A 24,322-nucleotide genomic window follows, 5' to 3' on the forward strand; every position below is an offset into this window, starting at 1 on the left:
GGGGAGTGTGTCTTGAAGTATAACGACTTGCGCGACTTCATCGCGGCGCTGGAAGCGCGCGGTGAACTCAAGCGTATCCAAGCCGAAGTCGATCCTTACCTGGAAATCACCGAGATTTGCGACCGCACGCTGCGTGCCGGTGGCCCGGCACTCTTGTTTGAGAATGTGAAGGGCCATGATATGCCGCTGCTGGGCAATCTTTTCGGTACGCCAAAGCGCGTGGCGCTAGGAATGGGGCAGGAGTCGGTCGAAGCGCTGCGCGAAGTAGGTAAGCTGTTGGCCTTTTTAAAAGAGCCTGATCCGCCCAAGGGGTTGAAAGACGCCTGGGATAAGCTGCCTATCTTCAAACAAGTGCTTAGTATGGGGCCTAAAACCGTTAAGCGGGCGCCAGTGCAGGAAGTCGTTTTTGAAGATGACGAGGTTGATCTTGATCGCCTGCCTATCCAGCACTGCTGGCCGGGCGATGCGGCGCCTTTGGTCACTTGGCCGCTGGTCATTACCCGCGGCCCGCATAAAAAACGCCAGAATCTGGGGATTTACCGGCAGCAAAAGATTGGCAAGAACCGCTTGATCATGCGCTGGCTCTCCCACCGTGGCGGGGCGCTGGATTTCCAGGAGTTTCAGCAAGCGCATCCTGGCGAGCCTTTCCCGGTTGCCGTGGCGCTGGGGGCCGACCCGGCCACGATCCTGGCGGCCGTGACCCCCGTCCCTGACTCACTCTCCGAATATGCGTTTGCCGGGCTTCTGCGCGGCTCGCGTACCGAGCTTGTTAAGTGCGGCCATTATGACCTTGAGGTGCCTGCCTCCAGTGAGATTATTCTGGAAGGGGTTATCTATCCTGATGATATGGCACCTGAAGGCCCGTACGGTGATCACACCGGCTATTACAACGAGGTGGATCACTTCCCGGTCTTTACGGTAACGCGCATGACCATGCGCCGTGATGCCATTTATCACTCCACCTATACCGGGCGGCCGCCGGATGAGCCTGCCGTTCTTGGGTTGGCACTTAACGAAGTGTTTGTGCCGATACTCTGCAAGCAGTTTCCTGAAATTGTCGACTTTTACCTGCCGCCTGAAGGCTGTTCGTATCGCATGGCGGTTGTCACCATGAAAAAGCAGTACCCAGGCCACGCCAAGCGCGTGATGATGGGGGTATGGAGCTTTTTACGTCAGTTCATGTACACCAAGTTCGTGATTGTGCTGGATGACGACGTTGATGCGCGCAACTGGGAAGACGTGATCTGGGCGATTACCACGCGTATGGATCCGGCGCGAGATACCGTGATGGTTGAGAATACGCCTATCGATTATCTGGATTTCGCCTCGCCTGTCTCTGGCCTGGGTTCCAAAATGGGGCTCGATGCGACCAACAAATGGCCAGGCGAAACAGACCGCGAGTGGGGCACGCCCATCGTGATGGACGAGACGGTCAAAAATCGCGTTGACGAGCGGTGGGAAGAGCTGGGAATCGGTATCCCTCTGCCAGCACCGCGGCATGGCGGTTAAGAAGGCAGTTAAGTTTAGCGGCGCACGTTGATCGATTTTTCACATAGAGGTTTTCATGAGCGCAAGGACGTTAACCTGCCAGGTAACGGCCGTTGAGGATTTAAATCCTGACGTATTTGGCGTGACGCTAAAAGGGCGCGCAGAATCAATGCAGCATGCGCCTGGGCAGTATCTAGAACTTAAATTGGATGACAACACCTGGGTGCCTTTTTCAATTGCCAGTGCCGAGCAGGGCGATGGCGTCATTGAACTGCATATTCAGCACTGGCCTGAGCGCGATAATTCAGTACGACTTCGAAATCTGCTCCAGGTGGCCAATCAGCTAACGCTGCGCTTGCCCGGCGGTGAATGTGTGGTTGACGCGCAAAGCGAGCGTCCGCTGCTGCTGATTGCTGCTGGTACAGGGTTTTCACAAATGAAAGCGATTGTTGAGGCCACCCTGCGTGACCAGCCTGAGCGGCCAATCTCACTCTGGTGGGCTGCCCGTGAGCATCGCGACCTTTACGCTGAAAGCCTGGCGACTGAGTGGGCGCAGCGCTATCCCAATGTAACGTTTAAAGCGGTCACCGAATTTCCGCTAACTGAGCCTTTGGCAAGCGGCGAGCGTATTCATCACCATCAGGGCCGGGTTGATCTTGTACTGGAGAAAGCGGCGCTGACGTTCAGCGATTATGACGTGTATCTCTCCGGCTCGCCCGGCATGGTATACGCCTGCCTGGATGTGTTGGAAGCCAAAGGCGTGGTGAGTGAGCGGGTTTTTTCCGACGTATTTGCTTATGCGCCGCGTGGGTGATTGACCCACAGCGTTAGCCTGTCACTTTTTGGCTATGGCGCTGTTTGTTAATCAACAGTTGCCATTTGCCAAGCTTAAAGGCAGGATAAAGATATACATTTTTTAAAACGATTTTTTGCGGCCCCTTGGCTTGCCAATCATCAGGAAAAATATGCACACACAAGCGCCTTTCCACACTGCTAACAGTCTGCCTTTTATGGCGGTTAGTGTGTGCATGAGCGTTGTGGCCTATTTTGGATATTGGTTTAGCCACGGTGTGCCCGCGGCCGACGGTTAACGTCGCGCTACCAGGCACACCCTCCAGGTTGCCTGCCGAATCTTCAAGCCCCGGTTGGTAACCCCGCCGGGGCTTTTTGCGTTTAACGGCTTTTGCCATAGGAATTTCATTAAGGAGCTTCACCATGATGTATCGCGCTTATAACGTCACTATCGCTACCGGCTATGTGGGCTATGGCTGGCGATTTAGCGACGCGCGGTCGGTGCAAGCTGCCACCTCCGACCGTGCCCGTTTGGGTGGTAACGCCAATCAACGATGTCATGTGATACCGGAGAGTTAATGATGAATGCCCAGGCCAACCTAGCCCCGATCAAGAATGCTAACGCCAATCCCCTTGGCGACAGTACGCCCAGCCCTGTTAATCACTTACCGACACCCGCCGAGTTACGCCAAAGCGTTGCTGTTGATGCTCGGTTAGGCCAGCAAATTTCTCAACAGCGAGAAGCGGTCCAGAAAATATTAAGTGGCCAGGATAAAAGATTATTGGTGGTGGTAGGCCCCTGTTCTATCCATGACCCGGACGCAGCGCTTGAGTACGCTGACCGTTTGGCGGTGCTAAGTGAGCAGGTGGATGAGCAGATTTTACCGGTAATGCGGGTTTACGTTGAAAAGCCGCGTACGACGGTTGGCTGGAAAGGGCTGGCCTATGACCCTGATTTAGACGGTCGTGGCGATATGCCCAAGGGCATTACCCTCTCTCGTGAATTGATGCATGCCGTTGCCGCCCGAGGCCTACCGGTGGCCACTGAGCTGCTTCAGCCCATGCTCGCACCTTACCTGGATGACCTTTTAAGTTGGGTCGCGATTGGCGCGCGCACTACAGAGTCGCAGCTGCACCGTGAGCTGGCCAGTGACCTGGCCGCGGCGGTTGGGTTCAAAAATGCCACCAGCGGTGATGTGCAGGTCGCGATTGACGCCATACAAGCTGCCGCTCATGGGCATCAGCGCTTTGCTCAAGACAGTCATGGGCGCCCCATCATGCAGCAAACAGCCGGTAACCCACATACGCATGTTGTGCTTCGCGGCGGGCATGGCGAGCCGAACTATCAGGCAGCGCACGTTCAGGCGGCGATCAAGGCGCTGCATGAGGCAGGTCAGAACCCACGTTTAATGGTCGACTGTAGCCACGCCAATGCACGTAAAGATCATCGTCGTCAGAATGAAGTAATGCTGGATGTACTGGCCCAGCGGCAGGCGGGCAACGCCAATCTGGTCGCCGTGATGCTTGAAAGCCACTTGTTTGAGGGCAAACAGCCGTTAAACCCTAGTGCACTGCGTTACGGTGTCTCGGTAACCGATGCCTGTGTTGGCTGGGAGGCAACCGAGCGGTTGTTAAAAATGGCCGCAGAACGATTAAGCGCACATTAAGCGACTCAGGCTTGTTTGCGTTGGTCAGCCCCGTATCATAGAGCACTCATTTGGATTGCGAGGTTGGCCATGGTTTTTACCCTTGAGCCGCATGATGTACAACGCTACCGTCGTAAGGCGCGCATGATTAGCTTTGCGATGGCGGGCCAACTGGTCATTTTTGGAATGCTGTTTTCCATGCTGCTGACCTCTGCCTTGGGCTACAGCCTATGGCTCTACGCGCTGGGTATCTTCCTGGGGCTTCTAGCCACCAGCGCACTCTTTGCGGTGCTGCGCGAACGGCCCTGGATGACCGAGATGCGCTACGTATGGCAGTTAAAGCAACACCTGTCGCAAATCAGGGGGTATTTACCTACGCTTAGGCGTGCACTTGAAGATGATAATCAAGCCGCGCTTAATATCGTGACCTTTTACCATCAAGGGATAACGCAGCTAGCCGAGCTAAACGGTCGTGAGCCCTCTCAAGACCCCACGTGGCTGGCTGAGAAGCATCACTTGGCGGAAAAACGGGCAGCATTGGGATTGCCGCCCAAGTTTGATACCTTTGATCCACAGGATCTACACGCCTTTAAGCGAAGCTAGTGCATTACACAATAAATCACGCGCGCAGGGAGCCTTGATAGATGACGTTTTTTACCCCTCTTCGATTAGCCGCTGTGGGTGCTTGTTTGATGGCACTCACCGGCTGTGCCTCTACGTCTTCACCAGTAGACGAGTCTGGGACAATGACCGTTAACAGCAGTGCCCCGTTGCTGCCCTCGGTACTTTTTGCTGGAAACGCCGACCAGTACCAGGGCTGGCACTGTCAGCCCGCTGACCAGAATTTAGTGACAGCGACGAATACTAATGACCTACGGCTTTGGTCGCTGCACGGTGCCTGGCAGCTGCCTCAAGCGGTTGTCGCTAACGGGGCTCGCTACCAGGATGGCAGTATCAGTTTTTGGAACCGAGGTAACCAGGCCATGGTGGAAACACCGCGTGGCCAGTTGCAGTGCACCCTTGGCGAAGAGCGCAAAGTCCTTACTCGTGCAGAGCGTCCTGGCGTTATGTTTTTTGGGCATGGCAATGAGCCTGGCTGGGTGGTCGCGCTCGCACACGATTCCCCCACGTTAACCCTGGAGCTTAACTACGGCGAGGAGCGTATTGAGCTACCCTATATGGTGAGCGTGATGGACAACGAAGCGGGCCGGGTGGTGCTTGAAAACGCCCGCGTTGAGCCTTTCTTTCGGGTGCGTATTGAAGCGGGCGCTTGCTTTGACAATATGAGCGGTTTTCCCTTTCCTGCGCGGGTAACGCTCAGCTACGGAGGTGAGCAGTTCAGTGGTTGTGGGCAGGGAATCGCCCCATAAGCTTTTATTTCAGCGCCTATCAGCCATCACTGCTAGCGGTGCGGGGGTCACCGCTTAGCAGTGATATTGAAGCGGATCAGCGCGCCAATCAGGCGAGATAAAGTCGCTTGCACAAAGCGCCATGGCATCTCCAGCGGCCCTTGCTGCGAGACGCGACAGCATATTTAGCTGCAGCCCACGTGCGGTCTCGATCTGCTCGCTTACATCCACGGGTATCCATGTGTCATCCTGCAGCGCTGCGAGGGTGAAGCTGAACGGGTGAAAGCCGGGATAGCCCAGCCGAAGGTCGGTAGCAATTAATGTTTCATGTCCCTCAATATTGATGGTGTCATAGCGCAAGAAAGGGCCAGTAAACCACATTAGTCGCTGGCCAAGCGGGCCCGCCAACGCACTCTCTTCAAGCGCTATATTGCGGTATAGCGGTTCCAAACGTGGCTGACGCTTGCCATCAAATACGCTAATCAGACCTTCATAATAGCGATCTTCATTGACCACGGTAGCTCGCCATAGCACCGTGTTAAAAGGGGTTGGTTGAACCAGTAAAGGCGCCTCCTCTAGTCCCATCTCGGCAAGAACCGTTGCCAGCCGGTGCTCAATGTTCAGCTTCGCTCCGGCTGCTAGCAATAAGTAAACACTTGAGACAGCCAGCGCGGCCGTAGCGTACTTTTGTACCTGTTTTGATGCGATGCCTACGATTAAGCCAATTAGAAGAGGCAGGGTGTAGAGCGGGTCAATGATAAATACAATCGGCCAGGCGACCGGTGATGTTTCTAGCGGCCAGAAGAGCTGCGTGCCATAGGTGGTCAGAGCATCAAGCAGTGGGTGCGTGATTAGCGTGAGTGTAAAAAACCACCACCAGTGGATAAAGGAAATATCTCGTGCAGGGGCAAAACGGTTGCTAAGCAGGGCTAGTAACGTCGCGAGTCCGGTCAGTACAAATAACGAGTGGCTAAACCCACGGTGCTCGGTCACATTAGCGATGGCATCGCCATAGTCCAGCGCTACGTCGAGGTCGGGCAGCGTGCCCAATAGTGCCCCTATGAGAATGGCTTTACGGCCCAAGCGCCGACCCAGCACCGCACCACCAATCGCAGCGCCCAACGCCGCCTGTGTGATTGAGTCCACTAACGTCTCCTTTGAGATAGCCCTCAAATAGCACTATACAGATTTTTCTTTGAATTCGACCTTGTATAATAAATCCGTCTAATGGTTAGTTAAAGCAGGCCGTCATTTAAACCGATAGTGGTGCAGGTCGGGCTGAATAATGAGCTTTGACGAGCATTTGGGCATACGCTACCTGATATGCATAAGATTTGCTGGTTAAGACCTATTCTGTTTCCATCCATATAATGGATATCCGCGTTAATATTCATTCACCGGCCTTAATGAAAAGGAAATAACATGCAGTTTTTACACACGATGGTACGTATCAGCGATCTGGATGCATCGCTTCACTTTTACTGTGACCTGCTGGGCCTTAAAGAAGTACGCCGTAAAGAGAATGAAAAAGGCCGCTTTACGCTGATTTTCCTTGCCGCCCCCGAAGACGAAGAGCGCTCAGCGCAGCTCTCCGCTCCCGAACTTGAATTGACGTATAACTGGGACCCTGAAGCTTACACTGGCGGGCGTAATTTTGGTCACCTGGCCTATCGGGTAGACGATATTTACGCGCTTTGTCAAAAGCTCCAGGACGCCGGTGTTACTATTAACCGTCCTCCACGGGATGGACACATGGCATTTGTTAAATCGCCTGACGGTATCTCCATCGAGCTACTGCAAAAGGGCGACACGCTAGCACCTCAAGAGCCATGGGCTTCCATGGAAAACAGCGGCAACTGGTAAAACCTATAAGGTGATAATTATGTCCATGAAGACGTTAACGCTGCGTCATTGCTTGCTGCCCTTGTGTGTATCGGCGGCTTTTCTTTTGAGCGCGTGCAGCAGTTCGCCCGCGCCTCAAGAGAGTCATGAAGCGCCGAGCAGTGCGGAGCTTTCAGGAGCGATAGTGGATCAACGCTGGGATCTTCTGTTGATCGGAACAGACGAGAAATTAGCGTTTAACGAAACGCCGTTTTTTGAAATCTCTCGCGATGGCACGATCTCTGGTTATGACGGCTGCAACCGCTTTTCGGGGCAGGTAAGCTTGGGGGAAGGGCACCGTTTCGATGTTAAGCAGCTTGCCAGCACGCGTATGGCGTGCCCCGATATGGAAAACGCCGCGCAGGTAACGAACATGCTGGAAAGCGCCTATCGTTATCTCATTGACCATGACCGGTTGGTCTTGTTCGGCCCGGATAGCCGAGTGCTTGGCGGCTGGCGAGAGGGAAGCTAGCATCATCGCAACAGCGCGTGGGAAGCGTGATTGACGAAGCCTGCCATAGCTTCGGCGTATACGTAGAGTTATAGATAAACTATAAAAAACGCCCGGCTCTTAATAGAGCCGAGCATTTTAGGCTGAACGAGTTACGTCCGCGGTTTACAGCGCTTCAATCTTGGTTTTCTGTTCTTGCAGCAGTTTTTTAGCCGACTGGAACTCGGCAAGCTTGCCGCGCTCTTTTTCGACGACGGCATCGGGGGCTTTAGACATAAATCCGGGGTTGCCCAGTTTTTTCTCAATGCCAACCATTAGCTTGTCCTGCTTTTCGATCTCTTTATTCAATCGAGCAAGCTCGGTGTCTTTGTCGATTAGATCGGCCATCGGCACCAGAACTTCCATATCGCCTACTAATTGCGTTGCTGAAAGCGGGGCATCGTTGGGGTTTTCAAGCCAGCTCGCGCTTTCCAGTTTGGCCAGCTTGGCCAAGAAATGGCGGTTACTTTCCAGGCGCTTGGCGTCTTCCGGCTTGCCTTTGGTTAACAGCACGTCCAGCGGCTTGCCGGGGGCAATATTCATCTCGGCGCGAATGTTGCGCACAGCGATAATGACGCCTTTCAGCCACTCGATATCGCGGGTGGCCTGCTCGTCGATCTTGCTCTCATCGGCTTCCGGCCATGCCTGAAGCATCAGCGAGGCGCCTTCGCCCATCAACGTGCCCGCCAAGGGTGACACGCGCTGCCAGATCTCTTCGGTAATATACGGCATCATCGGATGCGCCAGGCGCAGGATGGTTTCTAGCACGCGCACCAGCGTACGCCGTGTGCCGCGCTTGGCTTCAGCGGAGGCATTTTCGTCCCACAGTACTGGTTTGGAAAGCTCAAGGTACCAGTCGCAATACTCATTCCAGACAAACTCGTAGAGCGCTTGCGAGGCGTGGTCAAAGCGGTATTCGTCCATCGCCTTGGTCACCTGGGCTTCGGTCTTCTGCAGCTCGGAAATGATCCAGCGGTCGGCCAGCGACAGTTCCACCTCGCTGCCCTGACCTTGAGAAGCGATGCCGCAATCTTCGCCTTCGGCATTCATGAGCACGTAGCGCGAGGCGTTCCACAGCTTATTGCAGAAGTTGCGGTACCCTTCCAGGCGGTTCATATCAAATTTAATATCGCGCCCAGTGGTGGCCTGGGAGAGGAACGTAAAGCGCAGCGCATCGGTGCCATGGGCTTCAATGCCGTCTTTAAATTCGTCTTTGGTCGCTTTGGCAATCGCCTTGGCTTTTTGCGGCTGCATCATATTGCCGGTGCGCTTTTCAAGCAGTGCATCCAGCGTAATGCCGTCGATAAGATCAATCGGGTCGAGTACGTTGCCCTTGGATTTGGACATCTTCTGGCCCTGCCCATCACGTACCAGACCGTGGACATACACGGTTTTGAAGGGCACTTGGCCGGTGAACTTCAGCGTCATCATAATCATCCGGGCTACCCAGAAGAAGATGATGTCAAAGCCTGTCACCAACACGCTGGTGGGGTGGAAGGTTTCAAGTTCCGGGGTTTTTTCTGGCCAGCCAAGTGTGCCAAAGGTCCATAAGCCTGAGCTGAACCAGGTGTCCAGCACGTCTTCGTCCTGAGTCAGCGCTATATCAGCGCTCAGGCCGTGCTTCTCTCGGGCTTCGGCCTCGGTGCGGGCAACGTAGACGTTACCTTCGGCGTCATACCATGCCGGAATGCGGTGGCCCCACCATAGCTGGCGGGAAATACACCAATCCTGCAGGTCGCGCATCCATGCAAAATACATGTTTTCGTAGTTCTTGGGCACGAACTGGATGTCGCCTTTTTCCACTGCCTCGATAGCGGGCTTGGCAAGGTTTTCAACCGCCACAAACCACTGGTCAGTCAGCAGCGGCTCAATCACATCACCCGAGCGGTCGCCATAGGGCAGGGTGTTGTTAACGGCTTCCACTTGCTCTAGCAGGCCAAGTGCGTCCATATCGGCGACAATCTGTTTACGCGCTTCAAAACGGTCAAGGCCTGCGTACTTGGCGGGCAGGCTAGCGTCTTCTTCCGGCTGGGGCTGGCCTTTAAGGTTGAAGATTTCCGCCTGCTCAAGAATCGTAGCGTCTTTGGAAAAGACGTTGATCAGCAGGTGGTTTTGGCGCTTGCCGACTTCATAGTCATTGAAGTCGTGGGCCGGGGTGATTTTCACACAACCCGAACCTTTCTCCATATCGGCGTGTTCGTCGGTCACTACAGGGATGCGGCGACCCACCAGCGGTAGCTCAATAAACTTGCCCACCAGCGAGGCGTATCGCGCATCTTCTGGGTTGACTGCAACGCCGGTATCGCCCAGCAGGGTTTCGGGGCGAGTAGTGGCCACCACGACATAATCCTTGCCATCGGCGGTTTTAACGCCGTCGGCCAGCGGATAACGGAAGTGCCAGAAGCTGCCTTGCTGCTCCTTGTTCTCCACTTCCAGGTCGGAAATCGCCGTGTGCAGTGTCGGGTCCCAGTTGACTAGCCGCTTGCCACGATAAACCAGTTTCTCCTCATGCAGGCGCACGAAGACTTCCTGAACGGCTTTATAGAAACCGTCATCCATGGTGAAGCGCTCGCGACTCCAATCAACGCTGGCGCCCATGCGGCGCAGTTGGCGGGTAATGTGCCCGCCAGACTCTTCCTTCCACTCCCAAACCTTATCAATAAACGCATCGCGGCCCAGGTCGTGGCGCGTTTTGCCCTCTTCTGCCGCGATCTTACGCTCAACCAGCATTTGCGTGGCGATACCGGCGTGGTCGGTACCTACCTGCCACAGCGTATTGTTACCCTGCATTCGCTTCCAGCGCGTCAGGGTGTCCATGATGGTGTCCTGGAACGCGTGGCCCATGTGCAGGCTGCCGGTGACGTTGGGCGGCGGAATCATGATGGAGAAAGGCGCGCCCTTACCCGAAGGGGCAAAGCGGTTATCGGCTTCCCAGCGCTGATACCAGCGGGTTTCAATCTGTTCGGGTTGGTAGGTCTTTTCCATGGGGAGTCGGCTCACAACGTGCAAAAAAATGGTGACAAGTATAGCGCGATAAGAGGCAGAGCGTCAGGCCTTTGCCGAGGGGAGATGTAACCCACGCATCGCGATTAAACCCAACACAGGGCCAGGCAACAACCACCAGATAACCGCCACGCTCTGGCTTGCCCAAAGGGCGGTTACCAAGGCAATGGAGGGAATGGTCAAACCAAAGCCGATAGCGTTCATCATGGCCAGGGCCGCGCCCAGCCGTTCGGCGGGCGCGTGGGCCGATGCCAGCGCCGAAAACTGCGCTGAATCGGCAATCACGCTAACGCCCCAAACGCCCAGCAGTGCCAGCAGTAGCCAGGGTGAAAGGCTGCCCAATAGCGGGTAAACCAGGCAAAGTACGCCCGATGTTAATAGCGCCACAAAAGCGACGTGGGCGCTGCCTGCTTTCCGACTCCACCGGCCTGCCCACACGCAACCAGGCAGGCCAAGGGCAATAACGGCAAAGCTTAGCCACGGCTGCAGGCTTGCTGACGCATTGAGCCGCTCAAGCTCGCGGCTAACCAAAAAGGGCACCAGCGCCCAGAATGCATAAAGCTCCCAACAGTGGCCGAAGTAGCCCAGTGCGGCTTTGCGAAACGGGCGCTGCTTGAACGCACCAAGTCCGGCCCAGGGGCGTCCGCTTCCGGCTTTGGCGGGTAGGTGGGGGCCAACGCCTAGCCGGAAAACCATCAACGCTGCGACCAGCGCCAACAGCGATGCCAATAGCAGTGGCCATTGCCAGGGCAGGTGCAACGTTAATCCGCGCAGTAAATGGGGCGAGGCGATGCCTAGCGTTAACATGCCGACAAGCCAGCCCAGGGCCGCGCCCGCATGCGAAGGTGTCCAACTCACCACCAGCTTCATGCCCAACGGGTAGATGCCTGCCAGGCATAGGCCGGTGGCAAAGCGTGCCACTGCCGCCAGCGTTATGCTGTCGGCAACGCCAATAAATGCCGCGTTGATAATCGCACCGAGCACCGCTGACAGCGCAAACAGATGGCTTGCCTGCATGCGGTCGGCAAGGCCGGTAATGGCGATTAGTAGCGTACCGGTGATAAACCCGGCCTGCACCGCGATGGTCAGTAAACCGAGATCACCTTCACTAAGACCCACCGCCTCCTGCAATGCCAAGCCAACGCCATTAACGCTAAACCACAGCGAGGTACCAAACAGCTGAGCAATCACAATCACAGCGAGCGGATGGCGAGTTAAAAAAGACGCAGACATCATCATACACTTCCGCTAATTGGTTATTGTTAGGTGCAAAAGTTGTTGAAGCATTACCCAAGCTTATGCGGCACCACTTCATGCCCCAGCTCTTTATAGCGCTGCCAGCAGGCGCGTTTGGCGACCAGAACGTGTTGATGCTGGTTGATAATTTCGGCAACGCGCGCATAGCGCTCAACGCCATCAGGAATATCGGGGTGCAGATTGAGAAGCGCGGTTTCTGCTTTGGGCGTAGGCAGGGTTTGCCAGCCCAGCGTTATCGGTACGCTGGCCGCCATTTCACTGTCTTCAAGCGCGTGGGGCAGGTAGGCGTCTTCGCGAAAACTCCACAGGGCCGCGTTAGCCTGCTCGGCCAAGGCCTTGTCTTCGCAGTGAAGGTGTAGCCGGTACCCCTTACGCCAAATGGTTTCGGCCAGCTTACAGGCGAATGCCAAACGCGCTTCCAGGGTGGTATCCGGGAGGATATAAAAATCGATGCGCGCCATAGCGGCTCCAGCTCTTTCAAAACGCGTTTAAAACAGTGCCGCCGCCAGGGCTGGCGGCGGAGGAGAGGCATTACACCAACCGGGTGAGCCAGCCGTGTTTGTCTTCACTGCGCCCGTACTGCACGTCGAGCAGCTTTTTACGAATGCGCATGGCCACTTCGTTGCCACCGTCGCTGTTCAGGCGAATACGCTCATTTTCCGTCACCAGCTCGCCCACCGGAGTGATAACCGCCGCGGTTCCGCAGGCGAACACTTCGCTAATCTCGCCGGACGCCGCGCCTTCACGCCACTCGTCAATGCTGATTGGGCGCTCTTCGGGGGTTAAACCTTCGTCTTTCGCAAGCGTGAGCACCGAGTTGCGGGTAACGCCTTCCAGAATGGTGTCGGTTAAGCGTGGCGTCACCAAGCGTCCATCCTTGAAAACAAAGAACAGGTTCATGCCGCCCAGCTCTTCAACCCATTTGCTTTCCTCAGCGTCAAGGAAGGCCACTTGGCCACAGCCGTGAGCTTCGGCCTCTTTTTGCGCGGCCAACGAGGCTGCGTAGTTACCGCCGCACTTGGCAAAGCCGGTGCCGCCTGGGGCTGCCCGTTTGTAGTGCGAGGAGAGCCAAATGGAAACCGGGCTGATACCGCCTTTAAAGTAAGACGCTGCCGGAGAAGCGATCACGTAGTAGTCGACTTCGTGAGCCGGGCGTACGCCTAAAAAGGCTTCTGAAGCGATCATGAACGGGCGAAGGTAAAGGCTGCATTCGTCGGCATCGCTTGACGGCGTGGGCACCCAGGTCGTGTCCTGGGCCAGCAGCGCCTTGATGGAGCCGATGAAGTCTTCATCGGAGAGTTCCGGCAGTGCCAGGCGGCGGGCGCTGCGGCGAAAACGCTCGGCGTTTTTCTCCGGGCGGAAGGTCCAGACCGAGCCATCGGTATGGCGGTAGGCTTTGATGCCTTCAAAAATTTCCTGACCGTAGTGCAATACCGATGCGGCCGGGTCGAGCGTTAACGGGCCGTAGGGGCGTACCTGATGGCCGTGCCAGTCGGCATCGACCGTCCAGCGGATATTGACCATGTGGTCGGTGAAGTGCTTGCCAAAACCTGGGTTGGCCAGGATGTTGTCACGAATGCTGTCGGCCGTTGGCTGATTGGACGGCAGGATTTCAAAACGAGTCGTAGAGCTAGTGGGCACGGCGTGTTTTCTCCGCTAGAGCCAGGCCCCGAAGGGCGATATAAGCGTGTCGTTAGCGTAGCGCGTGCCATAAACGATAGAGCACACGCTATACTTCCAGATTTAACGGTTGTGGCACTCAAAGGCAACCATTGAGCGCACGATCCGTGCGATTAGTTGGCGCTGATTTCTACCTGGCCGTCGGCTTCACGGTCCAGCAGGTACTGGGAAAGTAGGCCAACCGGGCGGCCGGTGGCGCCTTTCTGTTTGCCCGAGTGCCAGGCGGTACCGGCGATATCCAGGTGCGCCCATGGGAAATGATCGGCAAAGCGCGATAAAAAGCACGCGGCGGTAATCGTACCTGCTGGGCGCCCGCCAATATTGGCCAGGTCGGCAAAGTTGGATTCCAACTGCTCCTGGTACTCATCCCACAAGGGTAAATGCCAGGCGCGGTCCCAGGAGACTTCACCGGCTTCCAGCAAATCGAGCGCTAGGTCGTCATCGTTGGAGAGCAGGCCCGTCGCGTGGTGGCCCAGGCCAACAATCACCGCGCCTGTTAGCGTGGCGATATCGACAACGCTTGCTGGTTTAAAGCGCTCGGCGTAGGTCAGTGCGTCGCACAGTACCAGGCGGCCCTCGGCATCAGTATTAAGCACTTCAACCGTTAGACCTTTCAGCGTTTTAATAATATCGCCAGGCTTGGTGGCAAGGCCATCGGGCATATTTTCTGCGGCAGCGACAATAAATACCAGGTTGAGCTTGGGCTTGAGCGCAAGCATGGTCTTCACGGTGCCGAATACGCTGGCGGCGCCGCACATGTCGAATTTCATTTCGTCCATGCCTTCGCCGGGTTTCAGCGAAATGCCGCCGGTATCAAACGTGATCCCTTTGCCTACTAGAACATGAGGGGCTTCTTCACTCTCCGTCGCACCGTTGTACTTCATGACAATCAAGCGCGTAGGTTCGTGGCTGCCTCGGCCAACCGACAGTAGTGAGCCAGCGCCGAGGGCACCCAGCGCCTCTTCGTCGAGAATGTCCACCTCTAACGCGCCGTTGGACGCCTTGCCCAACTGCTCTGCCTGTTGGGCAAGGTAGCTTGGCGTGCACACATTGCCCGGTAAATTGCCCAACGTGCGGGCGTAGTTGATGCCTTGGCCAATCGCTGCGCCAATCTGGGCGCCTTGTTGGGTAAGCGTCGCGTTTTCAGGCTCGCTAAACAGCGTGAGTGCGTTAAGGCGTGCTAAAGGCGCTGGCTGCGACTTAAACTGGTCAAAGCGGTAAACCGCGCGTTCTGCGGCCTCCAGCACCTTACGCGCTTTCCAACTGCTGTCGCGGCTTTCAAGAGGAACATCATTAAACGCGATGCTTGCTTCATCGACGGGCAGCTTGGTCAGTGCCACCATGGCTGCGTCCAGCGCTTTTAAAAAGGCGCCTTCCTGGCACTTTTCGCGCTCTCCGAGGCCTACTAACAAAAGCCGTTCTGCGCAAAGCCCCGGCGCGAAAGGAATCATCTGTACGTTGCCAAGAGCTGGATCGAAATCGCCGCGCTCAAGCAACTGACCGATTAAACGTTCACTGGCGTCGTCCAGGCTGGCGGCCGTGGGCAACAAGTCGCTACCTTTAAACATGGGGATGACGAGACAAGCCGTTTCGGTTTTGGCCGGATTGGCGGTCTGAACGGAAAATTCCATAACGTCTCCAACAAGACAAGCATCGAGGGATTCGGGATAATGCCCCGTACTGGGTGTTGGGTTAGTGTACCCAAGCCATGGGCGCATTGCATGGCATCCTGCACGATTAGCCGGAGAGGGCATTGATTTTATTTCGGTACTTAACTCGCGAAGTGTTACTCACCATGTCGGCTGTGGCAGGGATCTTGCTGCTGGTCATTATGGGCAGTCGTTTTATTCGTTACTTCTCTGACGCGGCGGAGGGAGATATCCCCGTTACCATTCTGGGTAGCTTGATGGTGTTTCATCTACCTGGCTTTATGGAACTGGTGCTGCCGCTTGCGTTCTTTCTGGGCATCTTGCTGGCCTATGGCCAAATGTACATGAACAGCGAAATCACCGTAATGGTGGCCTGTGGCATGAGCCCTCTGCGGCTGTTGCGAGTAACGTTGCTGCCCGCCTCGGTAGTGGCGGTGCTGGTGGGCTTTTGTAGCTTGTGGCTAACCCCCGCCGGGGCGTTGCAAACGGCAGCGACGCTTGAAGAGCAGCGCAGCCGGTTGGATGTGTCGGTACTGGCGCCCGGGCGATTCCAGGATTTTGGTGGTGGGCGTACCGCTTATATCAGCGATTTCAGCAGCGATGGCACCGAGATGCAGGAGGTGTTGGTTCATGAACGGCCTAATACAGAAAACCCACATAGCTTTGTTACTCGGGCCGGTTCGGGGTATCAGGAAACGCGCGTTGAAACGGGCAGCCGCTTTTTAATATTGGAAAATGGCGAGCGTTACGGTGTAGTGCCGGGTCAGCAGGATGCTCAACGGCTAACGTTTGAACGCTATACGATGCGCCTGGGGTTAAGTCGCGGCCTTCAGGAGTTTGATTCTATTGAGTACGCTACCACCGCGGCGCTTTGGGATGACCCTAACCCACGCGCCCAGGCGCAGTTTCAGTGGCGTACCGGTTTGCCGTTCATGGTCTTTGTATTAGCGCTTATCGCCCAGCCGCTTTCTCGGGTGAACCCACGCCAGGGCCGGTTTGCCAAGCTACTACCGGCGGTATTTTTGTATGTGGCTTATTTGAGCTTACTGCTTGCAGCGGTCGATGCGATTGGCAGTGGAAAGCTCTCGCCATTGGTTGGCGTTTGGCCCGTGCATCTCTTGTTTTTAGGCCTCGGCTTGCTGCTTTTGTGGCGCTCACAACGTAAGGGGATGCGCTAATGCTGGCTGATCGTCTGGATCGTTACATCGCTCGCAACGTGCTGGGGGCAATTATCGTTGTGCAGTTTGTCCTGCTGGGGCTGGATATCACCATTGCCTACATTGGCGACCTGAGCGACGTACAAGGGGATTTTACCGCGTTTGATGTGTTTCTCTATCTACTGATGCGCGTGCCTTGGCGGTTTTATCAATACGCGCCCGTAGCGGTACTGATAGGCGCGCTCATTGGCTTGGGAAGTATGGCTTCCAGCAACGAGCTGACCGTGATGCGTGCTTCAGGTCGTTCGCTGGCGCGCATCGTCTGGGGTGTGATGAAACCGGTGTTGCTGGTGGTTGTGGCCGTGCTACTGGTTGCTGAGTTTGTAAGCCCGCGCACCGAGCAGTTTGCCGAAGCGTGGCGGCTTGAGCAGCGCCAGGGGGAAAGCGCTCAACCCGCCAGCCGTAGCGGCTGGCAGTTTGAAGGTGACAGCGTTTACCGATTTGGTGCCATACGGGCCGATGAGGTCGTGCTTGATTTAACCCGCTACCGGTTTGATGGGCGCCGCCTGGTGGAAGCCACCCACGCTGACCGGGCACACTGGGAAGAGGGCGCCTGGCGGCTTGCAAACATCACCACGACACGTATCTATGATGACCGCACTGAATCCGACTATCAGGCCAGTGCTGTTTGGGAAACACAGATTACGCCGGTGCAGTTAGAGCGGCTGCTGCGCTCGGTCGATAGTCAGGCACCCAGCGAGCTATGGGCGTATGCACGCTACCTTCAAGAGCAAGGCTTAACGGCGGATCAACCGCTGTTGTACTTTTGGCAAAAAGTCTTAATGCCCCTCACCATGGGATCGCTGGTATTGATAGCAGCTTCCTTCGTGTTTGGCCCGCTGCGCACTGTGGCGGCAGGGACTCGCGTCTTTTATGGCGTCGTGACCGGGCTGTCATTTAAATATATGCAGGATCTGCTTGCGCCTGCGTCGACGATCTTTGGGTTTTCGCCCGTATGGGCAGTGCTGGTGCCAACACTCGCCTGCGCTGCTGTTGGGGTTTACTTCCTGCGCCGTAATGGCTGACGTCATGGGCGCTGGTTTAGGTCGCCGCCTGGGCGCTCTGCTCTACGACAGCGTGTTGGTGGTGGCGCTTTGGCTGATTGTAACCATTGTCCATCTGGCTTTTTTTCGACTGATGTTGGGGCAGCCCGTTGAAGCCGTGGGTGCTTCTGCGCTATCGGTTTGGAGCCTGCGCGCGCTGTTACTGGTCTCCGTCACTTTTTTCTTCTGCTTTTTCTGGTCTCGTAGCGGCATGACGCTGGGTATGCAGGCATGGCACCTGCGCGTGCAAGCACCGAATGGGCAAAAAATCACCCTTAAGCAAGGCCTTGTTCGCTGTGTCACGGCTTGGCTTTCGCTGGCGGCGCTGGGCATGGGCTATGGGTGGGTGCTTGTCGATAAGCAGCGGCGCAGCTGGCCAGATATCGCCTCTCATACTTGCACGGTAATAGTACCGAAACGCCAGAAAACCTCTGACTAACGAGTGTGCTCATTACGTTAATCAGAGGTTTCCGTTGGCAAAAGTCGTATTAGGTGTTTCGCAACTAAATAACTAACAAGCTGAATTGAATAATAAAAGCTAAATGCTAAGGGCAATCACTGCTAAAGAGCATCTGTTTTTACTTGCAAAGATATATGCGAATCATTTACATTCACCTCACGTGATTAATGAGGTGTCGCCATGTACGTTTGCGTGTGCAAGGGAGTAACCGATCATCAGATACGTCAGCAGGTGAGCGACGGAGCGCGCAGCTGGCGAGAAGTACGTGAAGCCACCGGCTGTGCGACCCAGTGCGGCAAGTGCGCTTGTATGGCTAAATCGCTAACGCGTGAAGCGGTACAAAATGCCCGCTTGGAAGCCGATATGAGTCTCGCTTACGCCGTATGACGCGAATCACTCTTGTTAGAGTTATCGTTAGCAAATAACTGATTTGTTTGAATTTTTTGATCTCTTCTTTATACTCTCAGAAAGCTGGGAGTATGCCTTTGCGTGGCCTATACTCCTTTGTTAACGTAACTGTTTGATTGCTTAGATGAACTCTCAGCATTACAACGAAAAGGTGACGTCATGAAAGGTGATCCCCAGGTAATTCAGCATCTCAACAAAGCGTTAGGCAACGAGCTTATCGCTATCAATCAGTACTTCTTGCACGCCAAGATGTACAAGGATTGGGGCCTAAAAGCACTCGCCAAATGGGAATATGACGAGTCCATTGAAGAGATGCAGCACGCCGATAAGCTAATTGAGCGCATCCTGTTCTTGGAAGGTATTCCTAATCTTCAGGACTTGGGCAAGCTGCACATTGGCGAAAACGTTAAAGAGATGCTCGAAAGCGATCTGCGTATTGAGCACGACGGCCGTAACGACTACATCGAAGCCATCACGTATTGTGAAAGCGTTAAAGACTACGTTTCACGTGATTTGCTGCGTGATCTGCTCGCCGATGAAGAAGAGCACATTGACCATATCGAAACCGAGTTGAAGTTGATTGAGCAGGTCGGTATTCAGAACTACATGCTGCGCCAAATGCAGCTGGCGGGCGACCACGAGTAAGCGCTAGCCCAGCACTTATTGACGACCGCTCACAAAAATGCCCCCGACAGTGTCGGGGGCATTTTTTTGCCTGTCATGAGTGCTATTGCCTAACGGGCGGGCTTGCTTGACCCCACAAAAGTTGAAAGCGACACCGCCAGCACCGAGAGCAGCACCAGCGCCAGCGCAGGAATCAGCACCGCCCAAGGCGCACGCTCAATGTACGGCATGCCTTCTGCCAGTACTAACCCCCACTCTGGCGAAGGTGGCCGTGGCCCCAGACCCAAAAAGCCCAGTGCCGCAAGCGCCAGCGCAACCCCAGGCAAGCGCAGCATGGCGTGGCGAAATACCGGGCCAATCACCGCAGGAAGAATATAGCGGCCCATCAAGCGCAGCTGCCCCACTCCTAGAAGGGGCGTTATGCGTACGTGGGGCTGGGCTTTTGCCTCGGCGACCAGCGCTGCTGTATGCGCCGCCAGGGGTGCCCAGGCCACCGCGGTAACCGCAATAACGGCGCCGCTGGTGCTGGGTCCCATCAAACCGGCGACGATAAGACCCGCAATGGTGGGCGGCGTTGCCTTGGTAATCTCTATGGGGCCGGTAGCAAGCTTGGGTGCCAGGCCAATCAAGAGCCCCAATATCAGCGTGAAAAATACTACCGCAACCGCCATGCCAATGGTGGAGAGCGCGCCATGGGCCACGCGGGCCAGAATATCGCGTCCGGTGCCGTCTGCCCCTAGGGGCAAGCCAAGGCTGGGTGTTTCCAGGCGCATAAAGTCCGAACTAAACGGGTCGCGGGTAATGCCTGCAATCACTAGCACACACAGCAGAAGAACCGCGACGCTCGGGACGATCCACGCTCGCCGCGATACGCTTTGCTCGGTGTGGGTCACGGGCAGTGCACCCAGCCGAAATGCCCGGCCGAGCAGCAGCGCACGGCCAATGTTGGCAAGGCTGCCCAGCACAATCGCAATCACCAGCAGAATAAGAATGCCGGTTTGCAGTGCAGGCATGTCCTGGGCTGATGCCGCTCCCAGCGTTGCCCGGCCAAGGCCCGGAATCGAAAACACCTGCTCGACGGCTATCGCACCGCCGGTTAGGCCGACCATGACCATACCCACCTGGGGCATAAGGCTTGGCAGCGTACGGCGCAGAACGGAGAGCGTAATACGGCGATGAGAGAAGCCCGCCACACTCCAGGTGGCCACCCAACGCTCGGTAAAGGTGGCCGAGAGGCCATCGCTGAACAAGCGGCCCAGCAAGCCGCCTGCGGGAAGCCCCAGCGCCAATGCGGGAAGCACCGCGTAGCTCAAGCCGCGCCAGCCATAGGGCGGCAGCCAGTTAAGCCAGGCGGCAAACACTACCAGAAGCAACGAGGCGAGTAGAAACTCCGGCAGGGCCGTTAATGCCGCGCCCACGGTGCCAGGCGAGCGGCTAATCTGACCACGCAAACCCTGCCGCACCACTGGCAGGCAAATAAGCGTTGCGGTAACCACCGCCACCAGCATGGCAAAGCTCATTAGCAGCAAGGATACCTGTGCGCTTTTTAGCAGGCCGGGCAGCACCGGCGCGCCTGAAATCCATGAGTTACCTGCATCACCCTGCAAAAGCCCCAGCAGCCAGTGCTTCAGCATCTCCAGCGGCCCGGATTCCAGGCCCAACTGAGCACGAATGGCCGCCAGTGCTTCTGGTGTTGCCTCCTGTTCGGCAGAACGCGCCCGCAAGATGCTGAGCGCCGGGTCGCGGCCTGAAAGCCAAGGCAGTAGCCCCACCAGAACCACAACGCCTGCCAGCGTCACTAGGCGTGACAACAGGGGAATAAACGGCTCGATGCGTAAGCGGCGCCACAGGGGCTGTGATGTTGCGTTAATCATGCGTGGCGCGCCTTCAGGACTCGCTATCAGTATCGATAGCGGTTTTTTCGGTGATCAGCATGCGTTCACGCGGGTCGCGTTCGGCGTTGCTAACCCGTGCCGATTCCCCCTGAATGACCCGCTCGTGGAGCATCGGGATCGCCGCATCGGTGCGCAGAATAGCGGCTTCAGCGTCGATAATCGCTTGGCGGCGTGCTTCACCGGTGGGCTGCTGTGAAGCGTTGGCAAGCGCCTCATCAACGGCCGGGTCGCAAAGCTGGGCGATATTGAAAGAGCCTTCGCAGGCGAAGTCGCTGTACATGTAGGCCACCGGGTCGCCAGAATCCAGCACGGTGGCACGCGACAGGATAAAGGCGTCAAACTCACCGGCTAACGCGTCGGACTCAATATGCGCGTACTCGCGTACTTCCTGCGTCACCTTGAAGCCAGCCTGGGTCAACTGCTGCTCAAGCAGGACGGCGACTTCCGGCAGCTCAGCGCGATCAGTAAAGGTCGCCAGAGTGATTTCGACGCCCTCTGGTGCGGTAGGCGCGGCACGGTCATCTATTGAGGTGCGGTAGTCGCTTGCCCAGGCCAGTGCCGGACCCAGTAGACCTTCGGCAATATCGGCACGACCTTCGTAAACGGTCTTCACAATGGCGGCGCGATCAATCGCTTCACGCGCGGCCGCTCGCAGGCCGGGGTCCGCCATGGGGCCTGATTGCGTGTTCAGATACAGCGTGTTGGTGCGCGGCATGGGCACTTCGTGCACCAGCGCCTGGTCCAGCAGCGCCACTTGCGACACTGGAATGGCTTCTACCACATCGGCGGTGCCGGTTCTCAGGGCAGCGGCGCGCGCCGTACCGTCGGATACATAATCCGCATCGATACCAGCAATGGCGGCGGGCTCGCCCCAGTAATCATCAAACCGGTCAAGCGTGGCGCTGGTGGTGCCATTGATCTCTTTCAAAACAAAAGGGCCGGTGCCTGCTTCGATGGGATTCACTCGGCCATCGTCGCCATAGGCGCTAGCGGCTAGAATCGCCAGCTGCGGGCTGGAAAGTCGGTTGGCAATTAATGGGTCGGCTTTCTCGGTACGCACCAGCACGGCATTGTCGCCATCGGCTTCAATGGTCATGTTAACGCCGTCCAGAATACGCGGCTTGGGGGCCGCTTGAGTGGCGGCTGTCAGGGAGTTCACGACGTCGTTGGCGGTCAGCTCGGTACCGTCGTGGAAAACCACACCGTCACGAATCACAAAGCGCCACGTTTGGTCGTCCACCTGCTCCCACTCGGTCGCCAGGAACGGCTGCGGGTCACTGTTGGTGTCCAGACGAACCAGAGTTTCAGCGTTACTCCAGCGCGATAGTTTAAACGCGTCGTCGGATAATGGACTCAACCCTGAACGCGGCGGCTGAAGCATCGCGACGCTAATTCGCTCGTCGGCGTCTGGTGAGGCAGAGGTTTCATCACGCTGATTATCAAAGCAGCCAGCGAGTAGAAAAGGCGCGGCCAGGACAGCGGGTAACGATAGGCGAAACTTGTGGCGTAGCATTGGGGAGTCTCCATGTCAGGAACAGAAGTAGACGTTAAAAAAAGCCGCCAAACGTTCGTAAGCAAACGCTTGGACGCCATGTTGGCGAAACGGATTATTCGTCGCGGATAGGTTGTTTATAAGCCCGCTATAAAAGCGCCCCCACGTCCGTCGGACGACAGTGCGGGTAAGCGCAGGTAGGCAGTTGAGAGACGGCCTTGATCAAATCAAGCGTGATGGGATGGCGAGGTGTGCGCCAAAGCTCTGTGGTAGGGCGGTCTTCAACAATCCTGCCGTCGTCCATTACCAGGGTGCGCTTGCACAGGTTGGCGACCACGGATAAATCGTGGGACACCATCAGCAGGCCTGTGCCGTTCTCATCGCAAAGCCGCTTCAGCACGTTAATCACCTGGGCGCGCACCGGCAGGTCAAGCCCGCTAAGCGGCTCGTCGGCCAGTAAAAAACGCGGGCGGGTAGCGATGGCACGGGCAATGGCTACCCGCTGCGCCTGGCCGCCGGAAAGCTCATGGGGTTTGCGGTCCAGAAATGCAGTGCCCAACCCCACGTGCTCAAGCGCTTCCTGGGCGCGCTCAATCGGGTCGCACTTCACCTGAAGGCGAATCAGCGGCTCAGCAACCAGTGCGCGCACGCTCATTCGCGGGTCAAGCGAAGAAGCCGGGTCCTGGGGAATATACTGAACCGCTTGGCGGTACCAGCGCAGGCGGGCCGTGGACGCGGGGCGCACTACTTTATGTTGGCAGGTGATCGATCCGCTATCAGGTGCTTCAATGGCTAGAAGCGAGCGTAGTAGGGTGGTTTTACCCGAGCCGGACAAGCCCACCAGCCCCACACGTTCGCCGGGGTAAAGTGTAAGGTCAACATTGTTGATGATGTGCTTACGCTCACCTGCTCGCCAAAACACCTCACGTGGCAGCGTGACGCTTTTATTAAGCCCGCGTGCCGATATAAATGCTTCTCTACCCACGAGTGCTTCCTGACGACTAAACGGTAGGGGGCTTTGCATCAGGCGCTCTTTAAGTAATCAACGGATAGAGGTTCGGCCACGCTCGTGAACTCGGCTGGCTGTACGCTGTGTGCCGCGGCCACTAACTCTTGAGTAAAGCGGTGTTGTGGGGCGGTAATCAGGGTATCCAGCTCACCGCTTTCAATCATGACGCCGCGCTCGATAACCACCGCGCGTTGGCACAGCTGAGCGGCGGCGTGAAGGTCGTGAGTGATAAACAGCAGAGACGTGGCCGTTTTGCCGGTATGTTCGCGCAGGGCACGGAGTACCTGCGCCTGGGTGACGACATCCAGTGCGGTCGTAGGCTCATCAGCAACGAGCAACGAGGTTTTGCAGGCCATGGCAAGCGCGATACACACGCGCTGGCGTTGACCACCGGAAAGCTCGGCAGGCGTGCGTTTAATCAACCGCTGAGGGTCAGGAAGCCCCATGGCTTCCAGTAACGCAATAACGGCCTGCATGGCCGCTTTACGCGATAAGCCGTGGTGGCGCGTGAAGGGCTCGCGCAGCTGGGAGCCGATAGTCACCAGCGGGTTGAGCGCCGAAAGCGAATCCTGAAACACCATGGATACGCGGGTTTCATTGCGCCGCTGTGCAGCAGGGGTGTGAATAACGTCCTGGCCAAGAAGGCGAATGCTTCCCTGTACCTGAGCATTAGGCGGTAAAAGCCCTAACACCGCTTTCGCGGTAAATGATTTCCCCGACCCCGATGCGCCCAATAGGCATACGCGCTCATCGGCCATCACGTCAAAGGAGAGGCCATCAACTACCGGCTGTTGGTCAATTTGAATGCGCAGATTACGCACGGATAAAACGGGGTCGCTGCACATTGCCAACATCTCAAATCAGGCCATTAAATCGCTATTAATGGTTATGATATAACGTTTTCTATGGGGTCGACAATATGCCGTAATAAAATCCGGG

Annotated in this window: 24 protein-coding genes; 13 read left to right on the forward strand and 11 right to left on the reverse strand. The window is 56.4% G+C overall.

The window, feature by feature from the left end:
- Nucleotides 1-12: 12 nt before the first annotated feature.
- Nucleotides 13-1,509 carry a 4-hydroxy-3-polyprenylbenzoate decarboxylase gene (gene ubiD / locus ACT3T6_RS02440; protein WP_193055217.1) on the forward strand — a complete coding sequence of 499 codons (1,497 nt, stop codon included), beginning with the start codon at nt 13-15 and terminating at the stop codon, nt 1,507-1,509.
- Nucleotides 1,510-1,564: 55 nt separating this feature from the next.
- Nucleotides 1,565-2,302 (forward strand): NAD(P)H-flavin reductase, encoded by a 738-nt coding sequence (locus tag ACT3T6_RS02445; protein WP_193055218.1) that lies wholly within the window; start codon nt 1,565-1,567, stop codon nt 2,300-2,302.
- Nucleotides 2,303-2,315: 13 nt separating this feature from the next.
- On the opposite strand, the gene ACT3T6_RS02450 is transcribed toward ACT3T6_RS02445, so the two are convergent.
- The gene (locus ACT3T6_RS02450) at nt 2,316-2,459 is read right to left on the reverse strand and encodes a hypothetical protein (RefSeq protein WP_193055219.1); all 144 of its coding nucleotides are present in this window, start codon (nt 2,457-2,459) and stop codon (nt 2,316-2,318) included.
- A 244-nt stretch (nt 2,460-2,703) separates the two neighbouring features.
- Here ACT3T6_RS02450 and ACT3T6_RS02455 point away from each other — a divergent pair, with 244 nt between their 5' ends.
- From ACT3T6_RS02455 to ACT3T6_RS02470, 4 genes are all read left to right on the forward strand, one after another.
- Entirely contained in the window at nt 2,704-2,859 is a 156-nt protein-coding gene (locus ACT3T6_RS02455; protein ID WP_172118479.1) for a hypothetical protein, read from the forward strand.
- 2 nt (nt 2,860-2,861) lie between these two features.
- Nucleotides 2,862-3,947, forward strand: coding sequence for a 3-deoxy-7-phosphoheptulonate synthase (locus ACT3T6_RS02460; protein ID WP_193055422.1), 1,086 nt, complete (start codon nt 2,862-2,864; stop codon nt 3,945-3,947).
- A 69-nt stretch (nt 3,948-4,016) separates the two neighbouring features.
- A complete protein-coding gene (locus ACT3T6_RS02465) occupies nt 4,017-4,529 on the forward strand; it encodes a DUF3087 family protein (RefSeq protein WP_193055220.1) in 513 nt (170 codons plus the stop codon).
- A 41-nt stretch (nt 4,530-4,570) separates the two neighbouring features.
- Nucleotides 4,571-5,296: an MliC family protein gene (locus ACT3T6_RS02470; RefSeq protein WP_193055221.1), complete on the forward strand. Its 726-nt coding sequence runs from the start codon at nt 4,571-4,573 to the stop codon at nt 5,294-5,296.
- A 54-nt stretch (nt 5,297-5,350) separates the two neighbouring features.
- Here the strand turns inward: ACT3T6_RS02470 and ACT3T6_RS02475 are convergent, their stop codons facing one another.
- Entirely contained in the window at nt 5,351-6,421 is a 1,071-nt protein-coding gene (locus ACT3T6_RS02475) for a metal-dependent hydrolase (protein WP_193055222.1), read from the reverse strand.
- Between the two features lie 276 nt (nt 6,422-6,697).
- On the opposite strand from ACT3T6_RS02475, the gene gloA reads away from it, so the two are divergent.
- Together gloA and ACT3T6_RS02485 are read left to right on the forward strand one after the other, a co-directional pair.
- Complete coding sequence (gene gloA, locus ACT3T6_RS02480) at nt 6,698-7,138, forward strand: lactoylglutathione lyase (RefSeq protein ID WP_193055223.1); 441 nt, start codon at nt 6,698-6,700, stop codon at nt 7,136-7,138.
- Between the two features lie 19 nt (nt 7,139-7,157).
- Entirely contained in the window at nt 7,158-7,628 is a 471-nt protein-coding gene (locus tag ACT3T6_RS02485) for an META domain-containing protein (protein WP_193055224.1), read from the forward strand.
- Between the two features lie 144 nt (nt 7,629-7,772).
- On the opposite strand, the gene ACT3T6_RS02490 is transcribed toward ACT3T6_RS02485, so the two are convergent.
- From ACT3T6_RS02490 to ACT3T6_RS02510, 5 genes are all read right to left on the reverse strand, one after another.
- Nucleotides 7,773-10,631: a valine--tRNA ligase gene (locus ACT3T6_RS02490; protein WP_193055225.1), complete on the reverse strand. Its 2,859-nt coding sequence runs from the start codon at nt 10,629-10,631 to the stop codon at nt 7,773-7,775.
- 63 nt (nt 10,632-10,694) lie between these two features.
- Complete coding sequence (locus ACT3T6_RS02495; RefSeq protein ID WP_193055226.1) at nt 10,695-11,885, reverse strand: MFS transporter; 1,191 nt, start codon at nt 11,883-11,885, stop codon at nt 10,695-10,697.
- Between the two features lie 50 nt (nt 11,886-11,935).
- Nucleotides 11,936-12,367 carry a DNA polymerase III subunit chi gene (locus ACT3T6_RS02500; RefSeq protein ID WP_193055227.1) on the reverse strand — a complete coding sequence of 144 codons (432 nt, stop codon included), beginning with the start codon at nt 12,365-12,367 and terminating at the stop codon, nt 11,936-11,938.
- 70 nt (nt 12,368-12,437) lie between these two features.
- A complete protein-coding gene (locus ACT3T6_RS02505; RefSeq protein ID WP_193055228.1) occupies nt 12,438-13,547 on the reverse strand; it encodes a branched-chain amino acid aminotransferase in 1,110 nt (369 codons plus the stop codon).
- Between the two features lie 152 nt (nt 13,548-13,699).
- Nucleotides 13,700-15,217, reverse strand: coding sequence for a leucyl aminopeptidase (locus ACT3T6_RS02510; RefSeq protein WP_193055229.1), 1,518 nt, complete (start codon nt 15,215-15,217; stop codon nt 13,700-13,702).
- 122 nt (nt 15,218-15,339) lie between these two features.
- Between ACT3T6_RS02510 and lptF the strand changes: the two genes are divergently transcribed.
- The 5 genes from lptF (at nt 15,340) to bfr (ending at nt 19,008) form a co-directional block, all read left to right on the forward strand.
- A complete protein-coding gene (lptF, locus tag ACT3T6_RS02515) occupies nt 15,340-16,413 on the forward strand; it encodes an LPS export ABC transporter permease LptF (protein ID WP_087109935.1) in 1,074 nt (357 codons plus the stop codon).
- Complete coding sequence (gene lptG / locus ACT3T6_RS02520; protein ID WP_193055230.1) at nt 16,413-17,477, forward strand: LPS export ABC transporter permease LptG; 1,065 nt, start codon at nt 16,413-16,415, stop codon at nt 17,475-17,477. The genes lptF and lptG overlap by 1 nt, the downstream gene beginning before the upstream one ends.
- Nucleotides 17,470-17,934 (forward strand): RDD family protein, encoded by a 465-nt coding sequence (locus ACT3T6_RS02525; protein WP_193055231.1) that lies wholly within the window; start codon nt 17,470-17,472, stop codon nt 17,932-17,934. The genes lptG and ACT3T6_RS02525 overlap by 8 nt, the downstream gene beginning before the upstream one ends.
- Nucleotides 17,935-18,135: 201 nt before the next feature.
- Nucleotides 18,136-18,342 carry a bacterioferritin-associated ferredoxin gene (locus tag ACT3T6_RS02530; RefSeq protein WP_087109929.1) on the forward strand — a complete coding sequence of 69 codons (207 nt, stop codon included), beginning with the start codon at nt 18,136-18,138 and terminating at the stop codon, nt 18,340-18,342.
- Between the two features lie 180 nt (nt 18,343-18,522).
- The gene (bfr, locus tag ACT3T6_RS02535; protein WP_172118571.1) at nt 18,523-19,008 is read left to right on the forward strand and encodes a bacterioferritin; all 486 of its coding nucleotides are present in this window, start codon (nt 18,523-18,525) and stop codon (nt 19,006-19,008) included.
- 89 nt (nt 19,009-19,097) lie between these two features.
- Here the strand turns inward: bfr and ACT3T6_RS02540 are convergent, their stop codons facing one another.
- The 4 genes from ACT3T6_RS02540 to ACT3T6_RS02555 all read right to left on the reverse strand — a co-directional run bounded on the left by ACT3T6_RS02540 (nt 19,098) and on the right by ACT3T6_RS02555 (nt 24,237).
- A complete protein-coding gene (locus ACT3T6_RS02540; RefSeq protein WP_193055232.1) occupies nt 19,098-20,861 on the reverse strand; it encodes an ABC transporter permease subunit in 1,764 nt (587 codons plus the stop codon).
- Nucleotides 20,862-20,874: 13 nt separating this feature from the next.
- Nucleotides 20,875-22,395: an ABC transporter substrate-binding protein gene (locus ACT3T6_RS02545; RefSeq protein ID WP_193055233.1), complete on the reverse strand. Its 1,521-nt coding sequence runs from the start codon at nt 22,393-22,395 to the stop codon at nt 20,875-20,877.
- 127 nt (nt 22,396-22,522) lie between these two features.
- Entirely contained in the window at nt 22,523-23,398 is an 876-nt protein-coding gene (locus ACT3T6_RS02550; RefSeq protein ID WP_193055234.1) for an ABC transporter ATP-binding protein, read from the reverse strand.
- Nucleotides 23,398-24,237, reverse strand: coding sequence for an ATP-binding cassette domain-containing protein (locus tag ACT3T6_RS02555; protein ID WP_226913700.1), 840 nt, complete (start codon nt 24,235-24,237; stop codon nt 23,398-23,400). Before ACT3T6_RS02555 ends, ACT3T6_RS02550 begins: the two co-directional genes overlap by 1 nt.
- Nucleotides 24,238-24,322: the final 85 nt, after the last annotated feature.

The organism is Halomonas sp. 72 (assembly GCF_052379785.1).
Taxonomy (GTDB): domain Bacteria; phylum Pseudomonadota; class Gammaproteobacteria; order Pseudomonadales; family Halomonadaceae; genus Vreelandella; species Vreelandella citrativorans.